Here is a 26,431-nt window from a genome sequence, read left to right on the forward strand (position 1 = left end):
GCCTGGGGCTGTAAAACTCTGTGCCATTATCGTGCCCATTTCTTTTTTACTTTCATTCTATTCGTGACAACGATGATCCTTACCATCTCCATTCACAACAGTCATCCACTTGGCATGACAGTGTAATATAAAAAGCAAGACAAAAACCCCTTCTTGTGGAAAGGGGTACTCATAAAAACCACCGGATGTTATTCAAGTCAGTGCTCAGCAATTTTCACCCACGATCTCAGGAGGTTTCAGTTCAGGATTACTCCTTGTTCGCTATTTGCTCCTGAGCAAGACGGATCAATTCCCTAACCATGGAACCGCCAATTTTGCCGCCGACATGGCCTGCTGATTCCGTTGTCAATTGACCATTGTTGCCTGGGTGAAGAGGTACACCAAGCTCCTTCGCCACTTCGTATTTTACGTCGTCTGGTTGATTCGGATTTACGGCATATCCTTCGCGCTTCATTACCTCTGCTTTGAAAGCTTGCATTCCCTGTTCAACCCCTGGCACCGCATATTTTCTCCTTCTTCTTGCCATCATGCAACACTCCCCTCGATGTTATTCCCTAACATGCCCGGAAGCACAAAATTTCATCCCTATTCCCCGATCAAAGAACTTTTGATTTTTATACTAAAGACGAAGAAGCTGTTTTTGCTCTCAATTTAGCCAGGTTCTCCCCATGAAATCCCTTCACAATTAACCAGACTGCCAAGCTCATCTCGTAAACGCCCACAGGAAGCGCCATCAATACTTTTACCGCCGAATAGGGTCCGATGATCCCAAACATTTGCAGCAAACCCGCTAAAAATACCATAACCGCTGTAATCATTCCGAAAATCGCTAACGGTTTAGGCACATAGCCTGTTCGATAAAGCAAATAGACAATAAATATATTTGCTGATGGGCGCATGCTATACTTGCCTACAAAACTTGATATAAGGAGTAATTATGGACCATAACGAAGTCATCGAACGTGCTTTGATCCATATCGAGGGCCATTTACAACAGTCCTTAACCTTAGAATCCGTTGCCAATACCTTCAACATGTCTAAATACTATTTTCATCGGCTGTTTTCTGCTATGATGAGCTGTTCGTTAAACCAATACATTCTATCCCGAAGATTGAATGCATCTTTAACCTTTATTCAAAACAAAAACAGCTCTCTAACCGATATTGCTTATCAGCTCAACTTCGGTACGCAAGCCTCATTCACTCGTGCTTTCAAACGAAAATACGCGTAGCTCCAAGTTCTTTAAAAACAGGACTTACAACCATCCCCCCTGTCCCCATACCTACAGTGGTGAAGAGACCTTTTAAAAACATGAACGGTGATATCGTCACGGATTTCATCCTGACTGAGTTCAAGGAGAACCGAATCAGTGGGATCGCTTTTGAAGTGGATTTAGCCAATGATGATTACAAGGAGAAGATTCGCGCACATTCAGAAATGCTGTTGAGTCATATTGATGAAACCATAAATGGTCCCTGTTATGTCATTTATTCAAACTGTCAACCCGATTCAACTCGGTTTAAGGTGCTGTTTGGGATCCCAAGCAGCATTGAAATTGATAAACCTTATTTTTTCACGGTTGATGTGCCACAGATTTTTTGTGCAAGTTTCAACTATTGTGGCGAAATACTTGACATTGGAGATGTCCTGGAAAGCGACTATGCCAGATTTCTAAAGATTTCCAAACAGGAAACGGCAGAAACCGATATTGAACTCATTCAAGCTTTTGATGACGTCCATTATCTGGATTCGAACTACCATATCTATGCCCCTATCAAAAAACTCCCTACCGATTCTGATTTGTAAGATCGCGGCTTGCTTGTCATTCTGTCTGCTCCTTTCTTTACTCAAATTTGATCATTCCTTTTCTGCAAATAAAATAACATAACGGGTTTCGCTCGACTTTCCACATCTTGCTGTAATTAGGAACGAAAAAATGCATCTCTCTCGAGATGCACCCTGTTTTGGCTCTTGGATCTGTTGCTTTCGACATTGAGCCACGAATTTGAAAACGTTGGAACTCAGAATGGTTCGTGAATGGATTGGTATCCAATGAAATTGCCGAAGTTTATAAGAAATATTACATTGTTCCTAGGATGTTTTTATAAAGGACCCTTTGCAGCCGTTTGCCATATTTTTCGCCGTCACTTATGGTACGGTTCTCCGTATCACTCTAACGGTGAAAAATGGCACCCAGATGGTGCATTTAATAATGGAGCGATAAGGAGTAACTGCCTTCACTAATGAAAGAACGAACAACTTTCCATTCACTTCACCGTTAGCCAAAGCATGATTGTCACCTGCGACGATAACGTCAACAGGGGAATCTGCCGGCAAAGCTTTTGCTAAATCAGCCGCTTCTCCAGTGGTTACGCCTTCTTTGGTGGATGCTGGATCATGTGCTAAGACGATGATCGTTTCTACACCCTTATCTTGCAATTCTTTTGCATTTTATTAACTGCTTCAACTTCTTCTTCTGCGCTTAAGAAACGCACACCAGCTGTCCCAGATGGGGATACTTTGGCAGGTGTGGATTTAGTCACTAATCCGATGAATCCGATTTTCACTCCGCCAACTTCTTTAATTACATATGGCTTTATTAATGTTTTGCCAGTGGCAGTTTCAATGACGTTTGCATTGACATAATCAAATTTTGCACCAGCATGAGTAACTTTGCCTTCTTTTGGATCAAGACCACCAAAGATTTGTGCTTTTAATGCAGCGATACCTTGGTCGAATTCATGATTGCCAAGTGAAGCTACATCGAAGCCCATCATATTCATCCATTCCATCGTAGGCTCGTCACGATCCAGAGATGAAACTGGAGCAGATGCACCGACAGAGTCTCCATTATGGAAGAGTAGGGAGTGTTCATATTTTGCTTGAGCTTCTTTTAGATAGGTTGCTAGTATCGGAGCAGATCCCGCCTTTTTATCACTAACCATCGATGTCGTGTCTAACTGACCATGCAGGTCATTGATTCCGATCAAGTGTACTTCTACATCTGTGCCTGCGGCAGAAACAGAACTCCAATTTTAGATCCTGAAATATTTTACCATAGTTCAATTCATAAATATCGTAAAATATATAAAATGGATAAAATTGAAAGATTAATAGAGAAGGAACGCAGTTTCTTATCCTTAATATTCAATTTACAAGAGACATGCATTAAAAAAAGCCCCAAAAATCCAATTGGGGCTCTAGCGGATTTTCTTCGCTAGGTGACAGATTAGCTAGATCATACTCAGGTTGATTTGGTCCATATCGGGTTAATTTTTGGTGTATTTTTCTTACATTTGAATCGCCAAAAGCCTACGGAATGAATCCCGTAGGCTTTCGATTATATAAAAATTCAAGAAGGAAATGTAGAATTAGCTTAATGCTTTTACTAAAGCTTCTCCAAATTCTTTAGCGCCATCTGGACCATCACCAGTGATAATATCATCATGAGCAACAACATGTTTTTCAACATATGTTACTTTATTCGCTTTTAATTGGTCTTTTTGTACATCTACTGGATAGCAAGTAGCCTCTCTTCCGGTAAGTAAACCGGTTTTAGCTACAGTAACCGCACCTGCACAAATTCCTGTTACAAGAACTTTATCAGTGTACGCTTGTTTCAAGTAATCTTGTAATTCTTGATTCCCCCATAGATGATCGTTCGTACCAGATCCACCAATAACGGATACAACATCATAATCAGAAGCAATAACGTCTGAGAAAATGACCTCAGCAGTTGCTTTACCTTCATAATCCCCTATGATTTCACCTGTTTTTGTACTTGCAATTGTCACATCAATTCCGTTGCTTTCCAATTCGGCTTTTGGTTGAAATAATTCGTCCTCATTGAAACGTTCTGGTGGTATAATAAAGAGTGCTTTTTTACTCATTTGTAGTTCCTCCTAATTAGTGAAAAAGATTTGCCGGTAAGACGACTATTTCATTCTACTGCTTGTTTTCTTCACTGTGAAGAATGCACTTTTGTGTAAGAAGGTTACCGACAGGTTACAATTGATACGAATAAGGAGGTAAGAGCTTATGCCAGATACTTTTAGAGATGAAGTTAAAGAAAAGATCATAAATGGTGATTATAATTGTGAAAAAGAACTTACCTTATCCATTCTAAGTGGTAAATGGAAAATTGTTATTTTATGGCATTTGGGTGTAGAAGGACCCTATCGATTCAGTGATCTTCAAAGGCTTTTCCCAAAAATATCTCATAAAATATTAACGAATCAATTAAGAGAACTGATGGAAGATGGAATAGTTCATCGCGAGGTTTATCCAGAAGTTCCGCCCAAAGTGGAATATTCCATGACTGAATTGGGGATGACTTTACTTCCTATCGTTGAAATGATGTATGAATGGGGAAAAAATCGGATCGCAGAAATCATAAAAGAAATGGATATTCCGGAATCAAACAATTAAGCCTCTACTCTTCGACAGCTTCTTGAATACACTCTGAGACCTTTTGCTTCGTTACCACTGCTTTATGAGCAATCGTTCCTTCCTTTATAGGATCTCCGGCGCTACTTTTCAAATCAATTCGTTTAATTGGCCAATAGTAGATATATTCTTTTGTATTAGAACAGCAATCGAAATTTCATCCGAAATAATTTACTAATGACCTCTAGCAGTGAACTTAAGGTTATATCTTCTATACTATTAACACTTCATTCACCTCTATATTAAACTAAAATTCACTTACCTTAAGACCTTAAGGCTAATAGTGATCATTTCAATATAGTACTAATAAAGGGCATACTAATAAGGAAAGGATGTGGTTCATCATGACTACAATGAAGGCGGTAGGATTAACTCGTTACCTTCCAATAGACGATCCCCAAAGTCTGGTGGACGTAGTTGTAGAAAAACCAAAAGCAACGGGTCGTGACATTTTGGTCAAAGTTGCGGCCATATCGGTCAATCCTGTTGATACAAAGGTACGAGCTCCTAAGGAAAGAGTTGAGGAAGTTCCTAAAATTCTAGGTTGGGATGTAGCAGGAGTCGTCGAAGAGACAGGACCGGACTGTTCATTGTTTCGTCCGGGAGATGAAGTTTTTTATGCTGGCAGTATTGCACGACAAGGCGGAAATAGTGAATACCATCTGGTCGATGAACGAATCGTTGGGCGCAAACCTGTTTCCTTAAGTTTTGTGGAAGCCGCAGCTCTTCCCCTAACCTCCATTACAGCTTGGGAAGCGTTATTTACCCGAATGTCTATTTCCCAAGATCCGGGCTCCAACAAAGGAAAGGCTCTGCTGATCATTGGTGCAGCCGGGGGTGTAGGTTCCATTGCCACTCAGCTTGCAAAACAAGCGGGACTTACTGTAATCGGGACTGCTTCCAGATCGGAAACGGTTAGCTGGGTTAAATCAATGGGCGCCGACTATACCATTAATCACCATGACCCGTTCCTTCCACAACTTCAAGCAATTGGATTTACACACGTTCCGTACATTTTTTGCCTGAATGCTTTGGAAAAACACTGGGCCGGTATTAGCGAAGCTATTTCTCCGCAAGGAGTTGTATGCGCAATTGATGATCCAACCTCTCCGCTGGACCTCAAATTGCTTAAGCAAAAAAGCGTCACCTTCGTGTGGGAGTTTATGTTTACTCGCCCTGTTTACGAAACAGATGATATGATTGAGCAGCATCTATTGCTTAATCGTATTGCTGATGCTGTGGACCATCAAAAATTAAAGACAACGCTGGCCGAGGTCCTTGGACCCATCTCAGCAGAAAATCTCCGTCAAGCCCACGAATTTTTGGAGAGCAATAGGACGATTGGTAAAATTGTACTAGAAGGCTTTATTTAAAAACCTGTTTGCAGAGAGTATAAAAAACTGAGGTTTCCCGATAAACCGGTGATGCGATAATTGCAATTGGATATAAATATAAATCCGACTGCTGATCGCAGCCTGATTTATATACACAAAGAAACTTGCCGTTACTTATGATATGGTTCCCCTTATCACTCTAACAGCGAAAATCAAGTGATGCATAAAAATGACCCTGAACTCCACGTCTGTGGTGTCAGGGTCTTCTTCAGTCTGCAGAAATGGTTGGATTATTGAACCTCTTTAAACGTACTCGCAGCCTTCATGAACATGTCGCGTTTTTCGTCCATGCGGGTTTGAAGAGTCCAGAATAGCTATTGAGTAAAGTTGCCGTCCGTTTCTACAAGTCTTACCAGGTAGCTAATTTTAATTTTGTCGATTTCGCCGTTTAACTCGAATTGTACGGCTGGCTGTCCATTGATTTGAATTTTTTCAGGTTCTGTTTGGGTGGTATTGATTAAAGTTTGAGACATTGATTCATTAATCACGTTATAATAATCAGTCAAAGTGAAGGTTTCGCTAAAATCATCACGTGACGCGGGATTGGAATTACCTTCATAATTTACTTTCACGTGAATCTTTCCGTCTCTTCCGTCTCCTTTCTTGTTCTTAGGCGCTCCGGGGCTGTCGAAAATACATTACATCGAATGTATAATCCTCACTCTCCAATTCCATAATAGATACATTCGTGCAAATTCAAAGCATGTCATTACAGGAGGGCGATTATGAAGGCTGTAACATTCAATGGAATGAAGAACATGCAAGTGACGCAAGTCCCGGATCCGACGATTCAGAAAAAAGACGGGATTATCGTCAGGGTCACCTCGACCGCCATATGCGGTTCCGATCTTCATATATACCAGGGGGCGATTCAAGCCCAACCCGGATACGTGGTCGGACATGAGCCGATGGGCATTGTCGAAGAAGTGGGCCCCGAGGTGACAAAAGTCAAAAAAGGGGACCGGGTCGTGCTCCCGTTCAATATCTCGTGTGGGAGCTGTCATTACTGCCAGCATGAAATGGAGAGCCAATGCGACAACTCCAACCCCAATCCCCAAGTGGATACGGGAGCTTACTTTGGGTTTACCGAACGTTACGGGAATTATTCGGGCGGACAAGCCGAATTGCTGTACGTGCCGTACGGCAATTTCATGCCCTTCGTTATTCCGGAGTCATGCGAATTGGAGGATGAGAAGCTCCTCTTCCTATCCGACGTGCTGCCGACGGCCTATTGGAGCGTGGACAATGGCGGCGTGAAGCAGGGAGATACGGTGGTGGTGCTCGGCTGCGGCCCCGTCGGCTTGATGGCACAAAAATTCGCCTGGATGAAAGGGGCCAAACGGGTCATTGCGGTCGACAATCTTCCGTACCGGCTGAACCATGCCAAAAAAATGAATAACGTCGAAATTTTCAACTTTGAAGATTTCGAAGACATGGGGCTGCATATAAAAGAAATAACGAGCGGGGGTGCGGATGTCGTCATCGATTGCGTCGGAATGGACGGCAAGAAGACCCCATTGGAGGAGGAAGAGCAGAAGGCCAAGCTGGTTGGCGGAACGCTCAGCCCGATCAACATCGCGATGAATGCGGTACGGAAATTCGGCACGATTCAGATTACGGGGGTATACGGTTCTAAATACAACCAGTTTATGTTCGGAAACATTTGGGAACGAAACGTAAAGCTGACCATGGGACAGGCGCCCGTGATCCATTACATGCCGATGCTGTATCAAAAAATTGTGGCAGGCGAGTTCGATCCAACGGAGATCATCACGCATAAAGTGCCGCTCGATCAGGCGCATAATGCGTACAACACTTTCTATAACCATGCGGACGAGTGCATTAAATTCATCCTGAAGCCTTAAAAGATGGCATGAAAAGAGGGGCTGTTCCACGGGGCATTGTACTCTGATGGACAGCTCCACTTGTACTCATAACGGGTCTGTACCTTTCTTTATTGCTTGCCAAGAACGGCTCCTTGGAGACCGTTCTTTTTTTCTGATCTATAGATATCGCTGGACAACAATAGCTTATTCGGGATTATTTTTTACTTTAATTTGATCGTAAACTGCTATTATACGCCTCAATTTGGGGCTCTCCTTTTTTCCTTAACTTCCCTTCTTCTCTCAAATGTTGCAATACTTCAACATTTATTGACTTGAGAGCAATCAAACCTGAAACGTAATGCGGTTTGAAATGCAAATTGCCGGTTGTATAATTTTCCGATTACAGAGCAAGATAACACGACATGATTTCGATTACTTTAAGGAAGGAGAAGAAGACTATGGTAGAACAATACGACCCCCAAATGAAAAATCATCAAATGTCCACATGGCTTGATAAATTAAAAGAGAAATTAAACCATATGGATGATGCCGAAGTCGTTGAGCACAGAATGGGTCCGAGTGCTTCAGTCCATCTTTTATACATAAAAACGTTAATCAATCAAGAGCGTTTAAACGAGGCGATTATTCAGCCACTTCATCGATGTGCCGGCAATTCGCTTTCTTCATGCTTAACCAATTCCAAAGTTTCAGAAGTTATATCGATCGAAGATGCAGAACAAAAAATAATGCAAGGATTCATTCTTCTAAATGATTCAGTCAACGATCAATGGTTATGCGTCCAACTGGAAAACCCTCTTGGTCGGGCAGTTCAACCTTCCGAAACGGAAACGGTTATATATGGAGCGAAAGACAGCTTCAGCGAACAAATCGATAAAAACATTACAATGTTGCGCAGGCGTTTACCTATAACGACATTAAAAACCGAAAGCTTCACTATCGGTTCACTAAGTAAATCGAAAGTTGTGTTAATGTACATAGACGGATTAACTAATCCAGAATTTGTTTCCCTTGCAAGAAAGAAAATTAAAAGTGTGGATTTCGATCAATTTTTAGACTCCTCTCAGCTTGCAGCTTTTATTGAAGATCATAATCATACGGTCTTTCCGCAGTTTCTACAAACGGATCGGCCCGATTCCTGCGCCTACGCCTTAGGTGAGGGAAAGCTGACGCTATTGGTCTCCAATTCACCGTTTGCCTTAATTGCTCCCATTACTTTTTTTCATCTACTCCAATCGCCGGAAGACTACTTCCTTCGTTGGCCGGTAGCCAGTTTTTTACGTTTAATCCGGTATGGAAGTTTTATTGTTTCTTTGACGATGATTCCTTTTTATGTTGCGTTAACGACATTTCATTACCAAATGATTCCGCTGCCACTTCTTTTCGTATTATTGGAATCGAGAAGCAAATTGCCCTTTACTCCGTTTGCAGAAGGATTATTCATGATCGTAACGCTGGAAATCATCAAAGAAGCAAGTTTGCGAATGCCGACCAAAACCAGTCAAACGTTAGGGGTTATCGGTGGTATCGTCATTGGACAAGCGGCTGTAGAAGCAGGCTTTGCAAGTAAAGTATTGATTGTATTGATGGGTATATCCGCTATTGCTTTCTTTTTAGTTCCCAATTACCAAATGACAAAATCCATGGTGCTGACGCAAGTTCTTCTTCTTATCCTTGCATCGTTTCTTGGGTTGCCGGGAATCGTGATCGGGCTGATCGGGATTCTTGCACATCTCCATGGATTAACGTCATTAGGTCAACCTTATTTAGCGCCGATTGCTCCTTTTTATGGGAAGGATTGGATCGACCTCTTTATCCGCGGCCCTTTAATTTGGATGAAAACGCGTCCGAAATACCTAAAACCACTGCGGAAATCGCGGAAGGAGATGAAGAAGTGAAGAGTTTATCTTTATACAATCGAACTTCCACCCTTGGCGGCATCTATTTCCTTTTCTTAGTGAATCGCATGCAAATGCATTATTTTATTTTAATCATGCCGGTTTATTTGGTTCATTCGTATATGGTTTGGGGAATTGTCGTGATGGGGCTGCTGTCCCAACTTAATTTGATGATGATGTCCAAATGGTTTACTTCCAGTTATGCAGCGAAAGGCTATCAAGGATTTTTACAGCTTTTCGGGAAACGGGCGGTTCAAGTTTTCGCAATACTTGGTTTTTTGATAATATTGTTAAAAATTTCAATCATCACACTGGGATACGTTGAAATGCTCCATAGTTTTATTTATCCATCAATGAATAAAAAATGGCTGATCCTAATGATTCTTTTGATCAGCTTATTTGTGGCTTCACATGGAATGGAGAACACATTGCGTTTTGTCATCATCGCCTTTCTTTGCGGGGCTTGGATCGCAATCGTGTTTATTCCTTTTTTCTTTCCGTCGATTGCAAATTACCGCGATTTGTATCCTCTCATACCCACCGAATGGTCAGGACAATCATGGCAGGGTTTGTTGTTTATTTGGTCGGCATTTTCCGGTCCAGTATATTTGGTCTTTATGGTTCCATGGTTAAGCTCCAATAAAAAAATATCGAAATATCTGGTCATTGGAAACATGCTGACGATTTTGGAATATTCATTATTGTTCATTGCTTCGGTATTGTTTTACGGTTCGAACTTCTTAAGCAAGATCAACTTTCCGGTAGTATATATGGGAAGCTACCTTCAAATGAGCGGTTTAGAACGAATCGAATACATCCTTATCTCTTTCCATATGTTTAATTATGTATTTGACATTTCAATTCTTCTGTTGTGTTTTTATGGAGCCGGAAGAGTCTTTATGAGAAAAATGAACGAACGTACGACTCGGATCGGATTATTGTCGAGTTGGTTCGTTATTTTGATAAGCATCATCATAATGGATCAATGGTTATGGCAAACGGTTCCGGGTCAAAAGATGTTACTGAACATTCAAATCTGGCTCGGCGCATTCATTTATTTACTTGTTCCTACGATCCTTTTCACTGTGATTAAACGAAAGGAGAGTATGTAGGCATGGTACCATACAAGCATTATGGTTTATTGGCGATTGTAAGCCTTATGTGGATGGCCGGTTGTTCTTCTCCATATGTCGAGAACAATATGATCGAAGAGATCGCTCCGGTCGTTTTCTGGTCGGTTGACAAGGGGACGGAAGGAAAGTTTAAAATCAGCACTTTAGTACCACCACTCATCAAAGAAAAAAAACGCTTTCTCTCCAAGGAAGTTGATCTGTTAAAGCAGGGAGGCAAGGAGTTTAATTTAATTTATTATCGGGAATTAAAGCAGGGGCAGCTGCGAATGTTATTAATCAATGAGGAGCTGGCAAAAAAAGGAGGCATTGAAAAGCTGATCAATACGATATTGGTTGATCCCGATATTTCAATGCGTGTCTATTTATTGATTGTCAGAGGCGATTTTGATGAATACATAAAAAATCAATTGACGAAGCAAGAAAACCAAGATTATTTTCTTTATCGGATGTTAAAGCATTACGAGGAGCATAACCAAGGTGAAATGAGCATCGTCAATATTCATCAATTTATGAAGATGTTATATTCCCCTCTTAAGGATCCGATCCTGCCAGTTTTTCATGCGGATAAGAACAATTTCAATTACGTAGGAACGGCCCTCTTCCGAAATGATAAAGAAGTAATGGTCACTCAAGACGTAAGCGATGAAATTTTTCAACTTCTGGATAACGATCATTTCTTAAAAGTCTTGGCCATTCCAAAGTTATCTATCAGTTTAGGACGTATTCGATCCAATATTCGCATGAAACTATCGAGTGATTATTCATCCTTGTCTTTACATGTGGGATTGAAAGGAAGAATTGAGGAATACCAGGGAGAAAAGAATATTCAAAGCGAGGAACAATTGGAACATTTAATTCATGAGATTGAGGTCTACCTTGAGGAACAAACGTCAGAATTATTAAAAAGTATGCAACGGTTGAAAGTGGATCCCTTAGGGGTCGGAACACATTCGCTTAAGCCGTTTTCTAAACAAATAACGGAAGAGCAATGGTTGAAATATTGGGGAAATATGAAAATTAATGTTGACTACGACATCAAAATACATCCTTTAATAAAGGAGCGGTTGAAGTGAGGTAGCCGCCGATGCTACTAACCTTCTCCCCGCTACTTCGCAGTGTCTGGGAATGGAAAGAAGCTTTCACTGCTACACGGAATCGTAACCGCTCCAAAGACTGCATTCAGCACCGCCTGTTGCTCTAAATCGTCAAGCACTGATTTTAAGGTTGAGTCGTTTTTAGAGTCTTATTTTTACGCAATAGGAGTACCGTTGGGTATTTCAGTATCCGGCTTTAATAGAATAACATCTCCTTTTTCCGGGACTCCTCCCAAAACTAATACCTCCGATTTGAATCCCGCAATGCGCCGAGGAGGAAAATTGACGATTCCTATAATTTGCTTTCCTACAATCTCCTCAACCTTGTAACGCTTAGTTATTTGTGCACTTGAGGATTTCATCCCGATCTCCGGTCCAAAATCAATCTTAAGCTTTATCGCAGGGATCTTTGCTTCTTCAAAAAACTCCGCTTCCTTAATCGTTCCGACACGAATATCTAGTGCTGCAAAATCATCGATCGTTGCCACCGTTTTACCTCCTCCACTAAAGTCTTTAACTGCTCACGAAAATATTTCTCACGCTTTCCGGCAGAACTTAATGAGTTCCGCTCGGTGTTGCGTTTTACTGCGCTGGGCGGAACGGCTGCAGGAGTCGAATCCCTTCCTCAATGGATCCCTCCATCAGTTCTAAGAGCTTGGGCACCAGTTCCTGCATCCGGGGGGCGCTCAGGTGCCGATCGAGAGCATCCCGGTTTTCCCAGCGCTCGTAGATGATGAATGTTCCTGGCTGGCCTTCTACCTCGTGAGCCTCGTAGTCAATGTTGCCCAGGTCGTTGCGCGACGGGGTGACAGCAGCAGTCATGAATGCCTTCATCTCGGCTTCTCTCCCTGCCTTAGCTCTCGCCTCCCAGAGTACAGTAACGTAACGGTTCTTTGTATCGTTCATGCTAATTCCTCCTAATTTATAAATACTTCGTATTTTTTGTTTTACCGTCTTCTCAAATGGGCAAATTCCACGTTTATGCTTGAAATTCCAATGTATCAATGGCTTAGTTAAATGCTGTTATAATCGTCCAAAAGAACGATTAAAGCCTTGGCCCCCAAGAACATCTTGACGAACCACATCTAAACGACGTGTTTGGTATTCACCCAAAGCTTTTGTTATCGAATTCGGATAATGTTTAATGGCGTCCATAATGGCAACCGTATCATCAAGTGAGTCATTAAAGCCTGCTCCCGTCATCGGTGACATGGTATGAGCTGCGTCGCCGATGATGGCTATTCTTCCTTTTGTCAATACAGTAGGAAGGTATTCATTAACAGGTGCCCCGATTAAACTGCGGTCCCTAATTGCGATTTGCAAAATTGCATCATCTTCTTTATTCCAATTTGCTTGGCTGGTTTGTGATAGTTCTTCTAGCAGCGACTCCGGAATAGCTTCACCGTATAAGGAGTGCTGGGCAATCCCGCCCTTTAATACACCTAATTCAGACAGCAAATGATTATGCGAATGATCAAACCAGCAGAAGCCAATCCATCGCTGGCCAGGATTGGTTCCCCCCTCTCTACCTGGCATCACCGCAGTTGTCAATGTACCAGCAGCACTATTGTTGAAATAAGCGCTCGAAAGTTTCCGTTTTTTCCAGTCTTTCTTTGGCAGCAGTTCTTCGTCCACCTTCCCTACCCAAACCAGATAGCCAGCATAATCTGCAAATGGTTTATCAGGGTCTAAATAGCGGCGGACAATACTGCGATATCCATCTGCGCCAATCAAAAAGTCTCCTTTAAACGTCTGCTCCTCTTCACTGGTAGCCCAAGCAGATGATTCATTTTGCCCAACACTAACAATTCGTGTATGGTGCTGAAGGGTAATACCAGGTTCTTGAGCAACCGCATTGCGCAACCGTTCTTGAATGGCTGACCAGGCTTCAACATTGTTGTTACCATTGGATGCCAAGTGTCTTAATTCTCGTTCAATTTCACTATTACGATAAGGCTTTGTGTGTAAACGAATAAAAGCACCATTTCTTAATGATGAATCTGCACGTTCAAGAATGGTAACTGTATAACCAGAACGAGATAACGCAAGCCCCATCATTAGACCACCTAAAGATCCACCTACAATAATGGCATGTTCAAACTTGTTTTGTGGCATATTTCATTCCCCCATTTTAGCTTTCTGTCCAAGAGGATTCGTGAAACTGCCCATTACTGCAGCTTCATCTGGCTGCGGAGCATCCGGTCGAGGAGTTTGTCTGGGAGAATACGGACCAGTCGGGTCAGCAGTGCTGAATCACGACCGGCCGTATAGCGGGTGCGTGGCTTTCTTTCGTGGATTGCGCGTGAAATCACTGCTGCCACTTTCTCAGGGCGGATACCGTCCTTTGCCCACGTTTCAGCCTGAGCCTTCACGGCGTCAAAAAGACGATCATGGCGTCGGTGCTGGTCCGGCGTCATCAACTTGGCCAGCCGCTCCGCTGTCGTAATCCCTTGCTCCGACAGGCCAGTGCTGACACCACCCGGCGTGATCATGATTACCTTGAGGCCAAACGAGGCCATCTCCCTCCGGAGGCTGTCATTGATTGCTTCCATGGCAAACTTTGCTGCCGAATATATCCCGAAACCAGGCATGGAGACCTTGCCGCCAACGGAGCCGATATTAACTACGCGTCCGCCGCTGTTCAGCAAGGCCGGTGTGAGCGCCTGAATAACCGCGACCTGTCCGATCACGCTGACTTCGATCTGGCGGCGAAATTCATCGAGCGGAACCATCTCAAGAGGTGCATTAACTGCGATGCCGGCATTGTTGACCACTGCCCGCAAAGGGCGACCAAGCGGATCTTTCTCCACCCGTTCGGCCAGCGCCTTTAGTGTGTCGATATTGGTAACATCGACGATCACCGGCTCGATATTTGTGCGTTTGATTTTGTCGGCGTCTTCCTGACGACGAACCCCCGCCAAAACGTGAAATCCTTCAGCGGCGAGCTGCTCCGCGGTAGCCCTACCGATGCCGCTGGACGTACCTGTGACGACGACCAGTTCTTGAGTTTTGAATGACATAGTAACCCTCCTGAGTTTTGTAAAATATGGATCACTGTATAGCGCTGTTATACGGTTATTATAGCACCGCTATACAGAGCTGTCTATAGCGGTGCTATACATTTTGCAAAGTGTTGTCCTCCTGCGGCCTGGAAATCATTTTGGCGAGCGCTGCGTGATGTACTTCGGCGCTCACGAGATACCGTGGCGTGAGGAATGAGATCATCGAATCCCTCTGAAAATGAAAAAGATCGCCATCCTGCTTGGATAGGCGATCTCTCTTATTTGCCACTATTTGTGGACCTTCATCTTTACCATAAAACAAAACAAAGCCCACATTGGGGCCTTGTCTGGAGTCTCCAGGCTCTGTCATCGAATCCCTTATTTTGAATCGGCGTCCGGCCTTTGGATCAAAATGATCTGCATTACGCTTTCCCGAATGAGATCAACGACGTCGGGTTGGGGTGGGGGGGCTTTACGAATCTGGGCCGTCACGTACAGCCAGGAGGCCGTATTGGCGGAAGCCCAGACCAGATCTGCCGCAGCTTCGGCTGACACTGCCAATTTGCCTTCGGCAGCGACTCTCTGAATATTTTGTACCAGTGCTTGATACGACTGATTTGCCGCCTCAATATGGGCGCCCTCGAGCAACCGCCCCATCATTGCCGCATAAATCCGAGGACGGGCTGCCGCGAAGCGGACATAGTCATCCCACCCTTGACGAAGGGCCATCTCTGGAATGGTCGACTCCACTGCGGCAATCTTGCTTTCAAATAACTGTTTGAACGCTTCCACTATAGCTGCACTCAGAAGTCCATCGGCATTGCCGAAATGGTGGTAGAGCGTAGGAGCTGTAACCTGGGCGATCGCAGTTACGGCTCTCGTTGAAAATTGGGCTCCACCCCCCTCTTCGAGTACCTTAAGTGCAGCTGCCAATATTTTGTCATATGTGTTCATACGCCCATTATAGCAGTGCTATATGCGTATGTCCATGACGAAGGTTGTACACCTGTGTCCATAATCCCTGTAGCCAAAAAAGGTACTGAGCATTTTTCTTTCAGATTAACTTCCTCATTGTACAGAAGAGATGAAGCTACTGTCGTGGATATTTTAAGTTGGGCAGAGCCAAACCTAGTAGTGAAATCGCAATAAAATTGTTCGCCCTACTTGTGATACGGTTCACCGTATCATTCTAGAGGCGAAAGTCTTTAAAAAGTCTTCGGTGTTATCAGGCGGTGTTTGTCCAGTCCATCTCAATCGGGCTTGATAATACCAGAAGGCTCGCCTTTGAAGAGCGGAAGGGCTATTTTCCCATTTTCCCATGACTCCATCAACCTGTCCTCTGTCGGCGTGGCGAAGGAGATTGCTGTCCTCTATGTGGACTGATTGGTTGGGTTTACACGGTAGACTTCATTAAGAAAAAGAAGATTGTCAAGGAGAATAGAAATTCTCATCCTGTCGCCCTTGCAAAAACATGAATTGGTCAATGTGATTTTTAGGCTAACCAATTGGCTTTAATGAAGTAGTTTAGCCAGGTTCGTGTTATAATGGTGTTTACCTGATTAACATTCATCATTCTGCCGAGATGGCGATGATTAAGGAGATTGAACTTTGACGAACAACCATGATATTGGAGCAATTAACGAACTACCGGAAAACTTTGAAGAGCTCAAACGAGCGGCTAATCGGACGGCAAGCTGGAGAGAAAGACTGAATGCGGTGAACGAATTGGGGAACTGGGATACAGCCCCTACCATTAAGTTGCTGCAGCATATTTTGACAAGTGATCAAGTGTTCCAGGTTCGCGAAGCCGCATATTTCAAGCTGAAGCAGTTGGATGAAGATGTACAAATGCCTGCCAAAAACAAAGGTGAGCTGTTTAAAGGTCTTAACAAAATTTTGCTACGGATTAAAAAAAGCCTTCCTGAAGATCACACATTTGAGCAATTTAAGGAAAAACTGCAAAAGACACGTCTGGATATTTATGATACTTACGAGGGCGACAAAGATGCTGAATTCGACTCCTGGCTCAATGGAATTTGGGAGACACTAGGTAGAAAATAGCCGCCGTACAAGCTACAAAGTAGTCTTTGCACAGTCTCCATCGGGCTGATTTAACATTGTAACTTTAACTCGCCCCTTTGCTTTATCACGATCGCTATTATACCGTTCACCGTATAATAGCTGAGTACAAAGCCACTCCAAAAAATGGAGTGGCTTCTTTATTTCTTATTATTTTGATTGCCACCAGAGCAAAGTTAGAGCCTACATTCAATTTCACATGTACATTCCCTGTACGATGTCGAAGTTGTGTGCTATAAGATTTATTCTGGTATATAAGGAAGATCCAGTGTCTTCGGAACGTTGATGACATGCTTTTCTGTATAAGTGCGGATGCCTTCCGCGCCGTATTCACGGCCAATACCAGATTGCTTGAAGCCACCGAAAGGGAACCGAACATCGAGACCCTGCACAGCAGCTGTATTGATCATTGTCGTTCCAGCTTCGAGTTGACGTGCGACGGAGATGGCATCCTCTTCTTTCCCCCACACAGAACTCGTCAATCCATATATGCTTTCATTGTGTAGATTAATAACCTGCTCTTCATCGTCAAATGGCAGAATCGGAACCGTAGGACCAAACTGTTCCTCCACCACAATCGGATCATGAACATCGCAACCTAAAACAAGCGTAGGTTGTAGGTAGTAACCTTGGTCAAACAGCTTCTGATCAAGAATTTGGCCGAGAGGGATGACCTTAGCCCCGCGCTTTTGCGCATCTTCAACCAAACCAAGCACGTAATTTTTCTGCTTCAGGTTATTCACCGGACCTACCGTCGTATTTGAATCAAAGGGATCACCAATTCGAATCCAGCGATTTGCCGCCTCTATATATTTTTCCACAAACTCATCATAAATAGAACGGTGTACATACACACGTTTGGCAATCATACAGATCTGGCCTGCTGTCAAGAAATTAGAAATGACAATCCGGCGCATTGCTCGCTCATCATGAACATCAAAGCTTTCCAAGAAGATAGCTGCATCATTACCACCAAGCTCAAGCGTCATATCCTTAATCGTTTCCGAAGCAGCTTTGATAATATGCTTAGCTGTTGCGGTCCCACCTGTAAAGGCGATCTTCGTAACATGAGGATTCGTGGTCAGTTCAACGCCCACATCCGCATCACCATGAACGACATTGATTACACCAGCGGGGAACTCACTCGCGATAATCTCTGCCACCTTCGCTGCCGCCAGTGGCGCATATGGACTGGGTTTAAGCACAATCGTGTTGCCCGCAAGTAAGGCAGGAGCGATCTTAATCGTAGATAAAGCAATGGGATAGTTCCATGGACTAATCGCTGCCACCACACCAATTGGATCATAGGAAAGAATAGTTTTACCATTCTCATGCTCTTTGATCTCTTCCTGTAGTGCCGATTTGGCTTCATTACAAGCAAACTCCATCCACATTAACGAAACATAAATTTCACCGTGTGCATCATACAGGGGCTTGCCATGCTCTCTAGACAATAAATGGACAATTTCATTCTCAGCTGCTCTAATCTTCTCGATCGCCTTGCGCATCATAATAATGCGTTCATCAATGGAGGTCTGCTTCCATGTTTTAAAAGCTCCTGCCGCCGCTTCAATCGCCTCAACCGCTTGTTCTTTCGTAGTGACAGGGAAATAGCCTACGATCTCAGTTGGGTTTGTCGGATTCTCTTTTGCTAACTGCGAAAGGGATTTTACATTTTGACCATTAATGAACGCTTCAACTATAATTGTCTCTTGGTCTGCTTGTATCGTCATTTTACATCCCCTCCGTTAATTAGATTGATTAATTCCAAACTTCTTCTGCAATTTCCTTCACATAACGAAGTTTACGCCATTGTTGTTCTTCCGTTAAAATATTGCCTTCTTCTGTAGACGAAAAACCACATTGTGGGCTCAAACAAAGTTGCTCAAGTGGTACATAGGTTGCTGCCTCTGCAATCCGAGCTTTAATTTGTTCTTTATCCTCTAACTCGCCTGTTTTTGATGTGAGTAAACCAAGCACGATTTTCAAATCTTTTCGATTCACATATTTTAATGGCTCAAAACCACCTGAGCGCTCATCATCAAATTCTAAAAATAATCCATCTACGTTTAAGCCTCCAAAGATAACTTCAGAAGCGTAATCATAACCACCAGTTGAGAAATAATTCGATTTATAGTTACCACGACAAATATGCATCGTCACAACTAAATCCTCCGGTTTATGCGACAAGGATTCATTAATCATTCGCTGCATCGTTTTTAACTCTTTCGCCGGTTCCAGACCTTTAGCACGTAGCTTATCGTGACCAGCTTCTGAGAATAGGTCAGCCCAAGCTGTATCATCTAGTTGCAGGTATCGACATCCCGCATCATAGAAGGCTTGAATTGCTTTTTGATACGCCGCAATAGTATCCTGAAGGAATTGCTCTCGGTCCTTATAGATATTGGCGCCATTTTCCAATCGGTATAGAAGCATGTTAGGACTTGGAATGGTCTGTTTCGCCACTGCGTCACCTGCATGCTTTTTCAAAAACTCAAAATCCTCAACAAAGGGATGACTCGAGAAATCAACTTTACCAACAACACGAATCCCGCCCTTGCGCGTTTGCATATTATGGAATTTAGGTCCATCTATTTGCTCATACAACTCTACTCCATCTAAGCCACCCAGAAAATCAAAATGCCACCAGCTTCTGCGGAATTCACCATCCGTAACTGCCAATACGCCATTTTCCTTTTGCTTTTCAATAATTCGAATAATCTCTTTATCTTCCACAGCTCTTAATTCCTCATATGTGATGTTGCCTGATTTATATTGTTCACGTGCCTGACTTAAACTTGCAGGACGTAGAAAGCTACCTACATGATCATTACGAAATGGTATCATATATATTTCTCCTTCTAACTTTTTAGTCTAATGAGTATAGCATGATCAAAAGAAATGCTTGTTATATGAAAAAAGCATGGCTAGTCATAGCTTTTAACAATAGGCAAAAGACCAGGCATTATAGAAATTGCCCAGAAATATATAGAACAAGAACACAACGTATGGAACAATGGGTCTTATAGAAGCAGTTACGGAAGAGCAGATTAGAAGACAGTTTGAAGTGAACGTTTTTGGTCATCAGAATGACTAAGACCATGATGCCACACTTTAGATCCACTCAAGAAAGTCTGCTGATCAACATCCCTTCTATGGGTGGAAAAGTAACCTTTCCTACGATGTCCCTGTATCATTCATCCAAATTCGCGGTGGAGGGTTTTTCTGAGTCGGTATCTTATGAATTAGCATCACAAAACATCAAAGTAAAACTAATTGAACCGGGTGAGATGGAGAAACACCCGTCTTACGCCTCACCTCCAGATATGGTTGCCAAAACCATACGTATTAATAAAATGCCTCATTCATTTCAATATTTACTTCCTCCGCTTTACCACTATTTGTGATACGGTTCAACGTAACGGGGCTATCGGCGAAAAGGCGGCCCTGGGGCCGCCTTTCCTTTGAGCGTATTGAATTGAGAGCCGAATGTCACTTATAACCGCAACCAGGCCGACCGGTTATACAAGAGTACGAATAACATCGACCGCAGCCTTATGTTCTGCTCCGATCTCCGTTCTCCAGCATATCAAGCAGCAGGCTGGAAAGCGGGGCTGGAACTTGTGCATTTTGCGCCGCCGACAGCAAGAGGCCGACATCTTTCTGCGGAATTTTACTTTCGGATATGGATGACTTCTCGGCTATCATTTTGCCATAGTTTTGATAAATTGGGGCGGTAAACAGTGTGCTGGTAAGCATATTGACCGCTGCTGTGGGATCAACCCCGCCGCGCTCAGCTATTCCTAGTGCTTCTTCCAGTGAGCGTGCGGCGGAGACGATTAGGAAGTTACCGATCAGTTTGACGAGTACAGCCGAACCGGCTTCCTCGCCAAAATCAAAGATGTCTTTAGCTCCCATCGCTTCCAGCAGCGGCCGCACCCGCTCCTTTGCTTCCTGCGGACCCGCTATTGGAATCCACAATTGCCTGGCAGCGGCTGCCTCCGGCCGTCCAAAGATAGGCGCCTCAACATAGACGGAACCGTGCCGCGCGTGCAGATCCGCCAGCTTCCTACCCGTATCCGGCGACACCGTACTCATTGATACATGAATACCGCCTATGCCCAGGCGTTCTAAGAAATCTTCGCTTTTGACGATGTCTTCCAATGCTTCATCGTCCCATACCAAGGTGACGACTATACCACCGGTTGTCACGGCATCAGCTGGACGGACCGCCTGCAGCGCACCTTGGGCTACGAGCGGTTCCGCTTTTTCTGGGGTCCGGTTGTATACGGTCAACGCATATCCTGCTTGGAGCAGATTGGAAGCGACTGGCAGACCAAGCAGTCCGAGTCCGATAAATCCAATGTTTTCTCTCATGAATTTAACCTCCATAGAATACTAAACATAACGTTAACGTCATGTTTTAAGTAAAAAAATTAATCGCTTTCATTGGTCTCGAGCCATCGCTCGAAACGTTCTATATTCGACTGCAAATCGCTGCGGAACTGCCCGAGCGCTTCAAGCTTCTGGTCCGTGTCGGCCAGATGCTGGCGCAGTATGCCGAGGACTTTCTGTTTCGGCAGCACCCCGCTCGTATCCGTAAAGTAAAGCTCGATTACGTCCCGAATTTCCTCCAAACTTAGGCCAATCTTCTTCAACTGATCGATCTTATGCAGACGAGCAACCGTTTCTTCCGTGTAGTAATGATGACCATTGCCTTCGCGCTCGCCAGATGGAAGCAATCCAATGCTCTCGTAATAGCGAACCGTGCGCTGGGTTACCCCGGCTCGTTCTGTCAAATCGCCAATGCGCATGCGGTTCATGATGTATCACTCCTTCCAAGATATAACATGACGTTAACGTCATGTTTTCATGATAGCATTTGGATTGGAAAATGTAAAGGCACCTGAACTTCGCCCTATTTATGATACGGTTCACCGTGATGTATCTAAGCACAAAGTACAGTTTGACCACAAGATATACATATCAGTATAAAGTAGTATTTCTAACATATTTCATTCCAACTCTGAAACTGATTCGCCACTAATTATCGTACCGTTATTCTTACCTTCACAAATTTCTTTCATCGAGCCTGGTTTATCGAAGTTAAACACATGCATTGGCAGATTGTAGTCTCTTGCTAAAATGAAAGCTGATTGGTCCATTACCTTTAAGTTGTGTTTTAAAACGTCGTTGTAATGAAGCGAACGAAATTTCCTTGCATCTTTATCAAATTTAGGGTCTGCATTAAGAACACCATCAACACCTTGCTTTGCAACTAATAAAGCGTCACAATTAACCTCGATGGCTCTTTGTACTGAAGGATAGTCTGTTGTAACGTAAGGTTGACCGTTCCCCCCTGCAAAAATTACAATATAGCCTTTTTCTAGATGGTGGATTGCTCTTAGACGGATGTATGGTTCTGCAACTGAAGTAATAGGTATTGCCGTCATAACTCGTACTTCCTTTTTGGTCTTGGCTTTAAGAACTCCACGAAGCATTAAACTATTTACTACAGTCGCAAGCGTCCCAATGTTATCAGCTTCTGCCCTTTCTATCCCCCAGCTTTCCGCCATATTACCTCTGAAAATGTTACCCCCACCTATAACTAACGATACTTCAACGCCTAAATTTACTACTGACATAATTTCATCCGCAATATGGTCTAACCTTTCTGGCTCAAAACCAAATTCAGAGTTTCCTGCTACTGCTCCACCACTTAGTTTAACGAGAACCCTTTTGTACCTTGACAATTATTACACCCCCATAAAATAAAAACACTAAAGCAATAAATGCTTTAGTGTCTTAATGGAACGAGAATATGAAATTGTAACAGTCGACTGATTGTAAACCTTCCGTTTCCACCTCATATTCCCACCCCTTTCGAGTAATTTTTCATCAACTTATTCTATACTGTATGGAAGTAAAACACAACTATCGTAAGAGGTGGAATTCCAACCATATATTATAGGCTAAAACTGGAGAACAACGCGGGGAGCGAATTCCGTTTGGGCAGGCACCTTCCGTGGGATGTGACGAGGATGCTCCACTCAAAAAGCAATTGCCCTGGGTACTTTTTCAGCATATATATAAACCCAAGCCTCACAAAGAATACCACAAAAAAACTTGCCCTTATTTGTGGTATGGTTCACCGTAACAATACAAAAGCAAAAGAACTCTTCATGAGAAATAGCATGAAGAGTTCTTTCCATAGAATTGAACATATAAGAATTAGGCTTTGCATGATTAGCAGATGCACACCTTACTTGCGTCAAATTTATACGAATGGATGTGGAATATACAGTTCTTCTAAACGGGTAATTTCTTCAGAAGTCAATTTAACCGACAACGCCAAAACCGCATCTTCCAGATGGCTGATTTTGGTCGAACCCATAATCGGCGCTGTGACCTCTTCCTTTTGTAGCAACCATGCAAGTGCAATTTGTGCGCGCGAAACTCCCTGGTTAGCTGCAATTTCTACAACTCTTTCCGCGACTTTGCGATCAGCCTCTTCCGTTTTATTAAACAATGCCTTTGCTACCTGGTCCTTCTCTGATCGTGCGGTCTGCTCATTCCAATCCCGAGTTAACCGGCCTGCAGCCAAAGGCAGGTAAGGAGTGACGCCAACTCCCTCGTCTCTGCAAAGGGGGAGCATTTCTCGTTCTTCTTCCCGATAGAGCAGGTTTAATCTATTCTCCATGGAAACGAACCGCGTCCAGCCGTTGCGCTCTGCGACATGCTGAGCTTTCGCAAACTGCCATGCCAACATGGAGGATGCTCCGATGTATCTGACCTTGCCCGCCTTAACTAAATCGTGAAGAGCCTCCATGGTCTCCTCAATTGGCGTATTAGGATCCCACCGATGAATCTGGTACAAATCGACATAGTCTGTTCCGAGTCGTCTTAGACTGTTATCAATTTCGGTCATGATAGCTTTACGAGAAAGTCCCAAAGCATTCGGACCTTTGCGCATCGGAACAAATACCTTTGTTGCTATGACGACTTCGTCACGATGAGCAAAGTCCTTTAGAGCACGCCCGAGAATTTCTTCGCTTGTTCCGTCGGAATACATGTTGGCGGTACTAAAAAAGTTGATGCCCGATTCGAGTGCCTTCTTAATTATCGGTCTGCTTTGCTCCTCATCCAGAGACCATGGGGTATTGCCGCGTTCAGGTACTCCGAAGCTCATGGTTCCAAGACTTAACTTTGAGACCTCTAACCCGCTGCGTCCAAGTTTTACATATTCCATTTGATTGCACACTCCTTAAGGATATTGGGAAGGCACACGCCTTCAGGTTGTCTACACATATCTCGGTGAGCCAGTGCTACTCGAGACTACGTCACCACGGGAGTTGGCGTCTTTCGTTTGAGAATGTGCCCGTCGGACCGTCCTCGTTGAGGAGTGCAAGGCGCACGGGATGTCGCGCGGCTTGCTCGACGGTGCCCGTGCCCTCAAAGTTGTTGAGATCCGTTGCGGTGAAGCCCGGGCATACCGCATTGACCTTAATGCCTGTCGACTCGAGTTCAATGGCAAAGGCGAGCGTAATTGCATTGAGAGCCGTCTTGGAAGGGCTGTAAACGGCGCCGAACATCTCGCGATGTGAATTAGTCGGATTCGCGTTCAACGTCAGCGAGCCCGAACCGCTTGATACGTTGACGATACGCGCTGTCGGCGCTTCACGAAGGAGCGGCAGCATCGCTTGCGTGACGGCGATGACGCCGAACACGTTCGTCTCGAACACTGCTCGCACCTCTTCTAGAGAGGCTACGCTTGGGCGCCCCGACTTCCCAACCTCCTCAAGAGGCCTGCCCGTCGGACCTTGGTGCGATATGCCCGCATTGTTCACGAGCACATCGAGACGACCGAGCTCACTCCTGATGCGCTCTGCCGCGGCGGAGATAGAATCCTGATTTGTAACGTCGAGTTGGAGGGCATGGGCATCCGCTCCAACACTCTTCGCGGCTGTCTCCCCTTTCTCGAAATTGCGGGAGCCGACGAGCACAGTGAAGCCGCGAGCCGTGAGATCTTTGGCAATTTGAAGACCGATTCCTTTATTGGCTCCGGTGACCAAGGCCACGGGTTTATCCTGCATAAGAAACAACTCCTTTAGTGGGGATTTACTGCTCAATACAGGTTAATACATCAACTTGGTACTCGAGAGTTTTCTCAGGGGTTGACACATCAACTTGAATATAGGCTAACACCTTGTGGTTGACGTGTCAACTATGATATTATACTCGCATGGATATCAACAAAGTAAACGAAGATGAAATGCAAATATGGAATATGTGGAAAGGCTCCTTTAAACGAATCTTCGGTCGCGTTGTTAAGGAGCTTTCTGAACATACAGGACTATCAGAAGGAGACTTTGGAGTACTAGATCGGTTAATTCAATTCGGAGATGGGAAGCTTCGCCAACAGGAACTAGCCGACTCGATGAACTGGGATAAGAGCAGATTATCCCATCATTTGACGCGGATGGAAAAACGGGGCCTTGTTAAAAGGGGGCCATTAGACGCAGATCGTGGTGTCCAGGTCATCATTACTTCTGCCGGAAAAGCAGCTTTGGATGAGGCCCTGCCCATCGTCTCAATGGCAATACGCAAGTATTTTCTGGATCAATTAACCGATCAAGACATTGAATCGATTACGAAGCTTGCCGAAAGAACAAAAAGCGACCCTAGCCTCTAGTAAAGCCTCGTTAACTTGTTCGTTTCTCTGGGCACTGTTCATGCTGTATATTCGAAAACGACAAGGGACTGAACCGGTCTTTCCCTTTATCTGTACCTCCAAGAAACGCAGCAGCCCGTTTAATTCGGCTTTTCCGCCAGTCGTGGGTAGCTCACCCCCTTTTCGCCCTATTTGTGGTACGGTTCCCCGCGTTTGATCTTCAACTCTCCTGCCTGTTCGTATTATGAGATCAACCAGTTCTTTCTGGTTGATCCTTTTTTCATTTGCATAGAGGATTAAAGTAGCCTGGTCGAACGTACCTGCCCGTGGGACTTGATCCCGAGAGCTATAATGTTCACCCCTACTTGTCATGACCATGATTGAGGCTGGTTGGGACTTAAGATCCCGTATAACAAGCGATGCTATGGAGCGACAAGAAGATCAACCTTAGGGGATGCCGGTGAATCTACACTTACAAGGGGAGATGAAATGAATCCAATTATCGGTCTAGATATTTCTAAAGAAGAAAGCCATGGACAAGCCTTTCTAGAGCGCGGAAAGCCATTCCAAGGGATATTCCACTTCGAGCACACTCGAGATGGTTTAGCAAATTTCCTTCAAGTTTTAACAGAAGTTGAATTTGCATCTCAACAACGTCCTTTGCTTATTCTAGAAGCAACCGGTCATTATCAAAGTCCCGTAGTTCAGTTCCTAGAGGAACATCATTATATTTATATTGTTATTAATCCGCTCATCTCAAATCGGCTTAGGAAGTCTCAACTTCGTAAAGTAAAGACGGATGCTGCTGACGCTTACCTATTGTGAGAGCTGTACTACAAAGAAGAATTTGAACCGTTTAAGAAAAGAGGG

At 43.9% G+C, this 26,431-nt stretch carries 31 protein-coding genes and 2 pseudogenes; 12 read left to right on the forward strand and 21 right to left on the reverse strand.

Annotation, left to right across the window (positions count from 1 at the left end):
* Positions 1–247 precede the first annotated feature (247 nt).
* On the reverse strand, positions 248–529 hold the full coding sequence (locus tag P5G61_RS09830) for an alpha/beta-type small acid-soluble spore protein (RefSeq protein ID WP_435874112.1): 282 nt from the start codon (positions 527–529) through the stop codon (positions 248–250).
* A gap of 85 nt (positions 530–614) precedes the next feature.
* Positions 615–899, reverse strand: coding sequence for a DUF4386 domain-containing protein (locus P5G61_RS09835; RefSeq protein WP_301246280.1), 285 nt, complete (start codon positions 897–899; stop codon positions 615–617).
* 134 nt (positions 900–1,033) lie between these two features.
* Between P5G61_RS09835 and P5G61_RS09840 the strand changes: the two genes are divergently transcribed.
* A complete protein-coding gene (locus tag P5G61_RS09840) occupies positions 1,034–1,231 on the forward strand; it encodes a helix-turn-helix domain-containing protein (RefSeq protein ID WP_301246346.1) in 198 nt (65 codons plus the stop codon).
* An 80-nt stretch (positions 1,232–1,311) separates the two neighbouring features.
* Positions 1,312–1,806 (forward strand): hypothetical protein, encoded by a 495-nt coding sequence (locus tag P5G61_RS09845; RefSeq protein ID WP_301246281.1) that lies wholly within the window; start codon positions 1,312–1,314, stop codon positions 1,804–1,806.
* Between the two features lie 342 nt (positions 1,807–2,148).
* Here the strand turns inward: P5G61_RS09845 and P5G61_RS09850 are convergent, their stop codons facing one another.
* The 3 genes from P5G61_RS09850 to P5G61_RS09860 form a co-directional block, all read right to left on the reverse strand.
* Positions 2,149–2,439, reverse strand: a complete 291-nt coding sequence (locus P5G61_RS09850; RefSeq protein WP_301246282.1) for a metallophosphoesterase family protein — start codon at positions 2,437–2,439, stop codon at positions 2,149–2,151.
* A complete protein-coding gene (locus P5G61_RS09855) occupies positions 2,421–2,990 on the reverse strand; it encodes a metallophosphoesterase (RefSeq protein ID WP_301246283.1) in 570 nt (189 codons plus the stop codon). The genes P5G61_RS09850 and P5G61_RS09855 overlap by 19 nt, the downstream gene beginning before the upstream one ends.
* 381 nt (positions 2,991–3,371) lie before the next feature.
* Positions 3,372–3,890, reverse strand: coding sequence for a DJ-1/PfpI family protein (locus P5G61_RS09860; RefSeq protein ID WP_301246284.1), 519 nt, complete (start codon positions 3,888–3,890; stop codon positions 3,372–3,374).
* A 148-nt stretch (positions 3,891–4,038) separates the two neighbouring features.
* Between P5G61_RS09860 and P5G61_RS09865 the strand changes: the two genes are divergently transcribed.
* Positions 4,039–4,428 carry a winged helix-turn-helix transcriptional regulator gene (locus P5G61_RS09865; RefSeq protein ID WP_301246285.1) on the forward strand — a complete coding sequence of 130 codons (390 nt, stop codon included), beginning with the start codon at positions 4,039–4,041 and terminating at the stop codon, positions 4,426–4,428.
* Between the two features lie 13 nt (positions 4,429–4,441).
* Here P5G61_RS09865 and P5G61_RS09870 read toward each other — a convergent pair.
* A pseudogene (locus P5G61_RS09870) lies at positions 4,442–4,661 on the reverse strand (LytTR family transcriptional regulator); the annotation flags it as partial.
* 129 nt (positions 4,662–4,790) lie between these two features.
* Between P5G61_RS09870 and P5G61_RS09875 the strand changes: the two are divergent.
* Entirely contained in the window at positions 4,791–5,819 is a 1,029-nt protein-coding gene (locus P5G61_RS09875) for a zinc-binding alcohol dehydrogenase family protein (RefSeq protein WP_301246286.1), read from the forward strand.
* Between the two features lie 335 nt (positions 5,820–6,154).
* Here P5G61_RS09875 and P5G61_RS09880 read toward each other — a convergent pair whose 3' ends face one another.
* Positions 6,155–6,412, reverse strand: coding sequence for a hypothetical protein (locus tag P5G61_RS09880; RefSeq protein ID WP_301246287.1), 258 nt, complete (start codon positions 6,410–6,412; stop codon positions 6,155–6,157).
* Between the two features lie 153 nt (positions 6,413–6,565).
* Between P5G61_RS09880 and P5G61_RS09885 the strand changes: the two genes are divergently transcribed.
* The 4 genes from P5G61_RS09885 (at position 6,566) to P5G61_RS09900 (ending at position 11,788) form a co-directional block, all read left to right on the forward strand.
* The gene (locus P5G61_RS09885; RefSeq protein ID WP_301246288.1) at positions 6,566–7,705 is read left to right on the forward strand and encodes a zinc-dependent alcohol dehydrogenase; all 1,140 of its coding nucleotides are present in this window, start codon (positions 6,566–6,568) and stop codon (positions 7,703–7,705) included.
* Positions 7,706–8,124: 419 nt separating this feature from the next.
* Positions 8,125–9,582, forward strand: coding sequence for a spore germination protein (locus P5G61_RS09890; RefSeq protein ID WP_301246289.1), 1,458 nt, complete (start codon positions 8,125–8,127; stop codon positions 9,580–9,582).
* The gene (locus P5G61_RS09895; RefSeq protein ID WP_301246290.1) at positions 9,516–10,694 is read left to right on the forward strand and encodes a GerAB/ArcD/ProY family transporter; all 1,179 of its coding nucleotides are present in this window, start codon (positions 9,516–9,518) and stop codon (positions 10,692–10,694) included. Before P5G61_RS09890 ends, P5G61_RS09895 begins: the two co-directional genes overlap by 67 nt.
* Positions 10,695–10,696: 2 nt before the next feature.
* Complete coding sequence (locus tag P5G61_RS09900) at positions 10,697–11,788, forward strand: Ger(x)C family spore germination protein (RefSeq protein ID WP_301246291.1); 1,092 nt, start codon at positions 10,697–10,699, stop codon at positions 11,786–11,788.
* Between the two features lie 176 nt (positions 11,789–11,964).
* Here P5G61_RS09900 and csaA read toward each other — a convergent pair whose 3' ends face one another.
* The 7 genes and pseudogenes from csaA to P5G61_RS09935 form a co-directional block, all read right to left on the reverse strand.
* Positions 11,965–12,297, reverse strand: coding sequence for a chaperone CsaA (gene csaA / locus P5G61_RS09905; protein ID WP_063211748.1), 333 nt, complete (start codon positions 12,295–12,297; stop codon positions 11,965–11,967).
* 94 nt (positions 12,298–12,391) lie between these two features.
* Positions 12,392–12,715 (reverse strand): putative quinol monooxygenase, encoded by a 324-nt coding sequence (locus P5G61_RS09910; RefSeq protein ID WP_301246292.1) that lies wholly within the window; start codon positions 12,713–12,715, stop codon positions 12,392–12,394.
* A gap of 117 nt (positions 12,716–12,832) precedes the next feature.
* A complete protein-coding gene (locus P5G61_RS09915) occupies positions 12,833–13,924 on the reverse strand; it encodes an FAD-dependent monooxygenase (RefSeq protein ID WP_301246293.1) in 1,092 nt (363 codons plus the stop codon).
* Positions 13,925–13,977: 53 nt separating this feature from the next.
* On the reverse strand, positions 13,978–14,829 hold the full coding sequence (locus tag P5G61_RS09920) for an SDR family oxidoreductase (protein WP_301246294.1): 852 nt from the start codon (positions 14,827–14,829) through the stop codon (positions 13,978–13,980).
* A gap of 94 nt (positions 14,830–14,923) precedes the next feature.
* Positions 14,924–15,181, reverse strand: coding sequence for a hypothetical protein (locus P5G61_RS09925; protein ID WP_301246295.1), 258 nt, complete (start codon positions 15,179–15,181; stop codon positions 14,924–14,926).
* A gap of 8 nt (positions 15,182–15,189) precedes the next feature.
* Positions 15,190–15,765, reverse strand: a complete 576-nt coding sequence (locus P5G61_RS09930) for a TetR/AcrR family transcriptional regulator (protein ID WP_301246296.1) — start codon at positions 15,763–15,765, stop codon at positions 15,190–15,192.
* Positions 15,766–15,996: 231 nt separating this feature from the next.
* Positions 15,997–16,134, reverse strand: a pseudogene (locus tag P5G61_RS09935) (DNA alkylation repair protein); the annotation flags it as partial.
* A 285-nt stretch (positions 16,135–16,419) separates the two neighbouring features.
* Between P5G61_RS09935 and P5G61_RS09940 the strand changes: the two are divergent.
* Positions 16,420–16,872 (forward strand): HEAT repeat domain-containing protein, encoded by a 453-nt coding sequence (locus P5G61_RS09940; RefSeq protein ID WP_301246297.1) that lies wholly within the window; start codon positions 16,420–16,422, stop codon positions 16,870–16,872.
* 260 nt (positions 16,873–17,132) lie between these two features.
* Here P5G61_RS09940 and P5G61_RS09945 read toward each other — a convergent pair whose 3' ends face one another.
* The gene (locus P5G61_RS09945) at positions 17,133–18,623 is read right to left on the reverse strand and encodes an aldehyde dehydrogenase family protein (protein WP_301246298.1); all 1,491 of its coding nucleotides are present in this window, start codon (positions 18,621–18,623) and stop codon (positions 17,133–17,135) included.
* Between the two features lie 28 nt (positions 18,624–18,651).
* Positions 18,652–19,737: a 5-methyltetrahydropteroyltriglutamate--homocysteine S-methyltransferase gene (locus P5G61_RS09950; RefSeq protein WP_079348396.1), complete on the reverse strand. Its 1,086-nt coding sequence runs from the start codon at positions 19,735–19,737 to the stop codon at positions 18,652–18,654.
* Between the two features lie 242 nt (positions 19,738–19,979).
* Here P5G61_RS09950 and P5G61_RS09955 point away from each other — a divergent pair, with 242 nt between their 5' ends.
* Positions 19,980–20,297, forward strand: a complete 318-nt coding sequence (locus P5G61_RS09955; protein WP_301246299.1) for an SDR family NAD(P)-dependent oxidoreductase — start codon at positions 19,980–19,982, stop codon at positions 20,295–20,297.
* A 148-nt stretch (positions 20,298–20,445) separates the two neighbouring features.
* Here P5G61_RS09955 and P5G61_RS09960 read toward each other — a convergent pair whose 3' ends face one another.
* From P5G61_RS09960 to P5G61_RS09980, 5 genes are all read right to left on the reverse strand, one after another.
* Positions 20,446–21,267, reverse strand: coding sequence for an NAD(P)-dependent oxidoreductase (locus P5G61_RS09960; protein ID WP_301246300.1), 822 nt, complete (start codon positions 21,265–21,267; stop codon positions 20,446–20,448).
* 59 nt (positions 21,268–21,326) lie between these two features.
* Positions 21,327–21,713 (reverse strand): MerR family transcriptional regulator, encoded by a 387-nt coding sequence (locus tag P5G61_RS09965; protein WP_301246301.1) that lies wholly within the window; start codon positions 21,711–21,713, stop codon positions 21,327–21,329.
* Between the two features lie 192 nt (positions 21,714–21,905).
* A complete protein-coding gene (gene pyrH / locus P5G61_RS09970) occupies positions 21,906–22,643 on the reverse strand; it encodes a UMP kinase (RefSeq protein ID WP_076290102.1) in 738 nt (245 codons plus the stop codon).
* 524 nt (positions 22,644–23,167) lie between these two features.
* Complete coding sequence (locus P5G61_RS09975; RefSeq protein ID WP_301246347.1) at positions 23,168–24,139, reverse strand: aldo/keto reductase; 972 nt, start codon at positions 24,137–24,139, stop codon at positions 23,168–23,170.
* 91 nt (positions 24,140–24,230) lie between these two features.
* Entirely contained in the window at positions 24,231–24,983 is a 753-nt protein-coding gene (locus P5G61_RS09980) for an SDR family oxidoreductase (RefSeq protein WP_301246302.1), read from the reverse strand.
* Positions 24,984–25,132: 149 nt separating this feature from the next.
* On the opposite strand from P5G61_RS09980, the gene P5G61_RS09985 reads away from it, so the two are divergent.
* Together P5G61_RS09985 and P5G61_RS31905 are read left to right on the forward strand one after the other, a co-directional pair.
* The gene (locus P5G61_RS09985) at positions 25,133–25,582 is read left to right on the forward strand and encodes a MarR family winged helix-turn-helix transcriptional regulator (protein ID WP_301246303.1); all 450 of its coding nucleotides are present in this window, start codon (positions 25,133–25,135) and stop codon (positions 25,580–25,582) included.
* Between the two features lie 468 nt (positions 25,583–26,050).
* On the forward strand, positions 26,051–26,386 hold the full coding sequence (locus P5G61_RS31905; RefSeq protein ID WP_363325735.1) for an IS110 family transposase: 336 nt from the start codon (positions 26,051–26,053) through the stop codon (positions 26,384–26,386).
* Positions 26,387–26,431: the final 45 nt, after the last annotated feature.

Origin of the sequence: Paenibacillus vandeheii, assembly GCF_030433635.1 — a bacterium.
Classification (GTDB): Bacteria; Bacillota; Bacilli; order Paenibacillales; family Paenibacillaceae; genus Paenibacillus; species Paenibacillus vandeheii.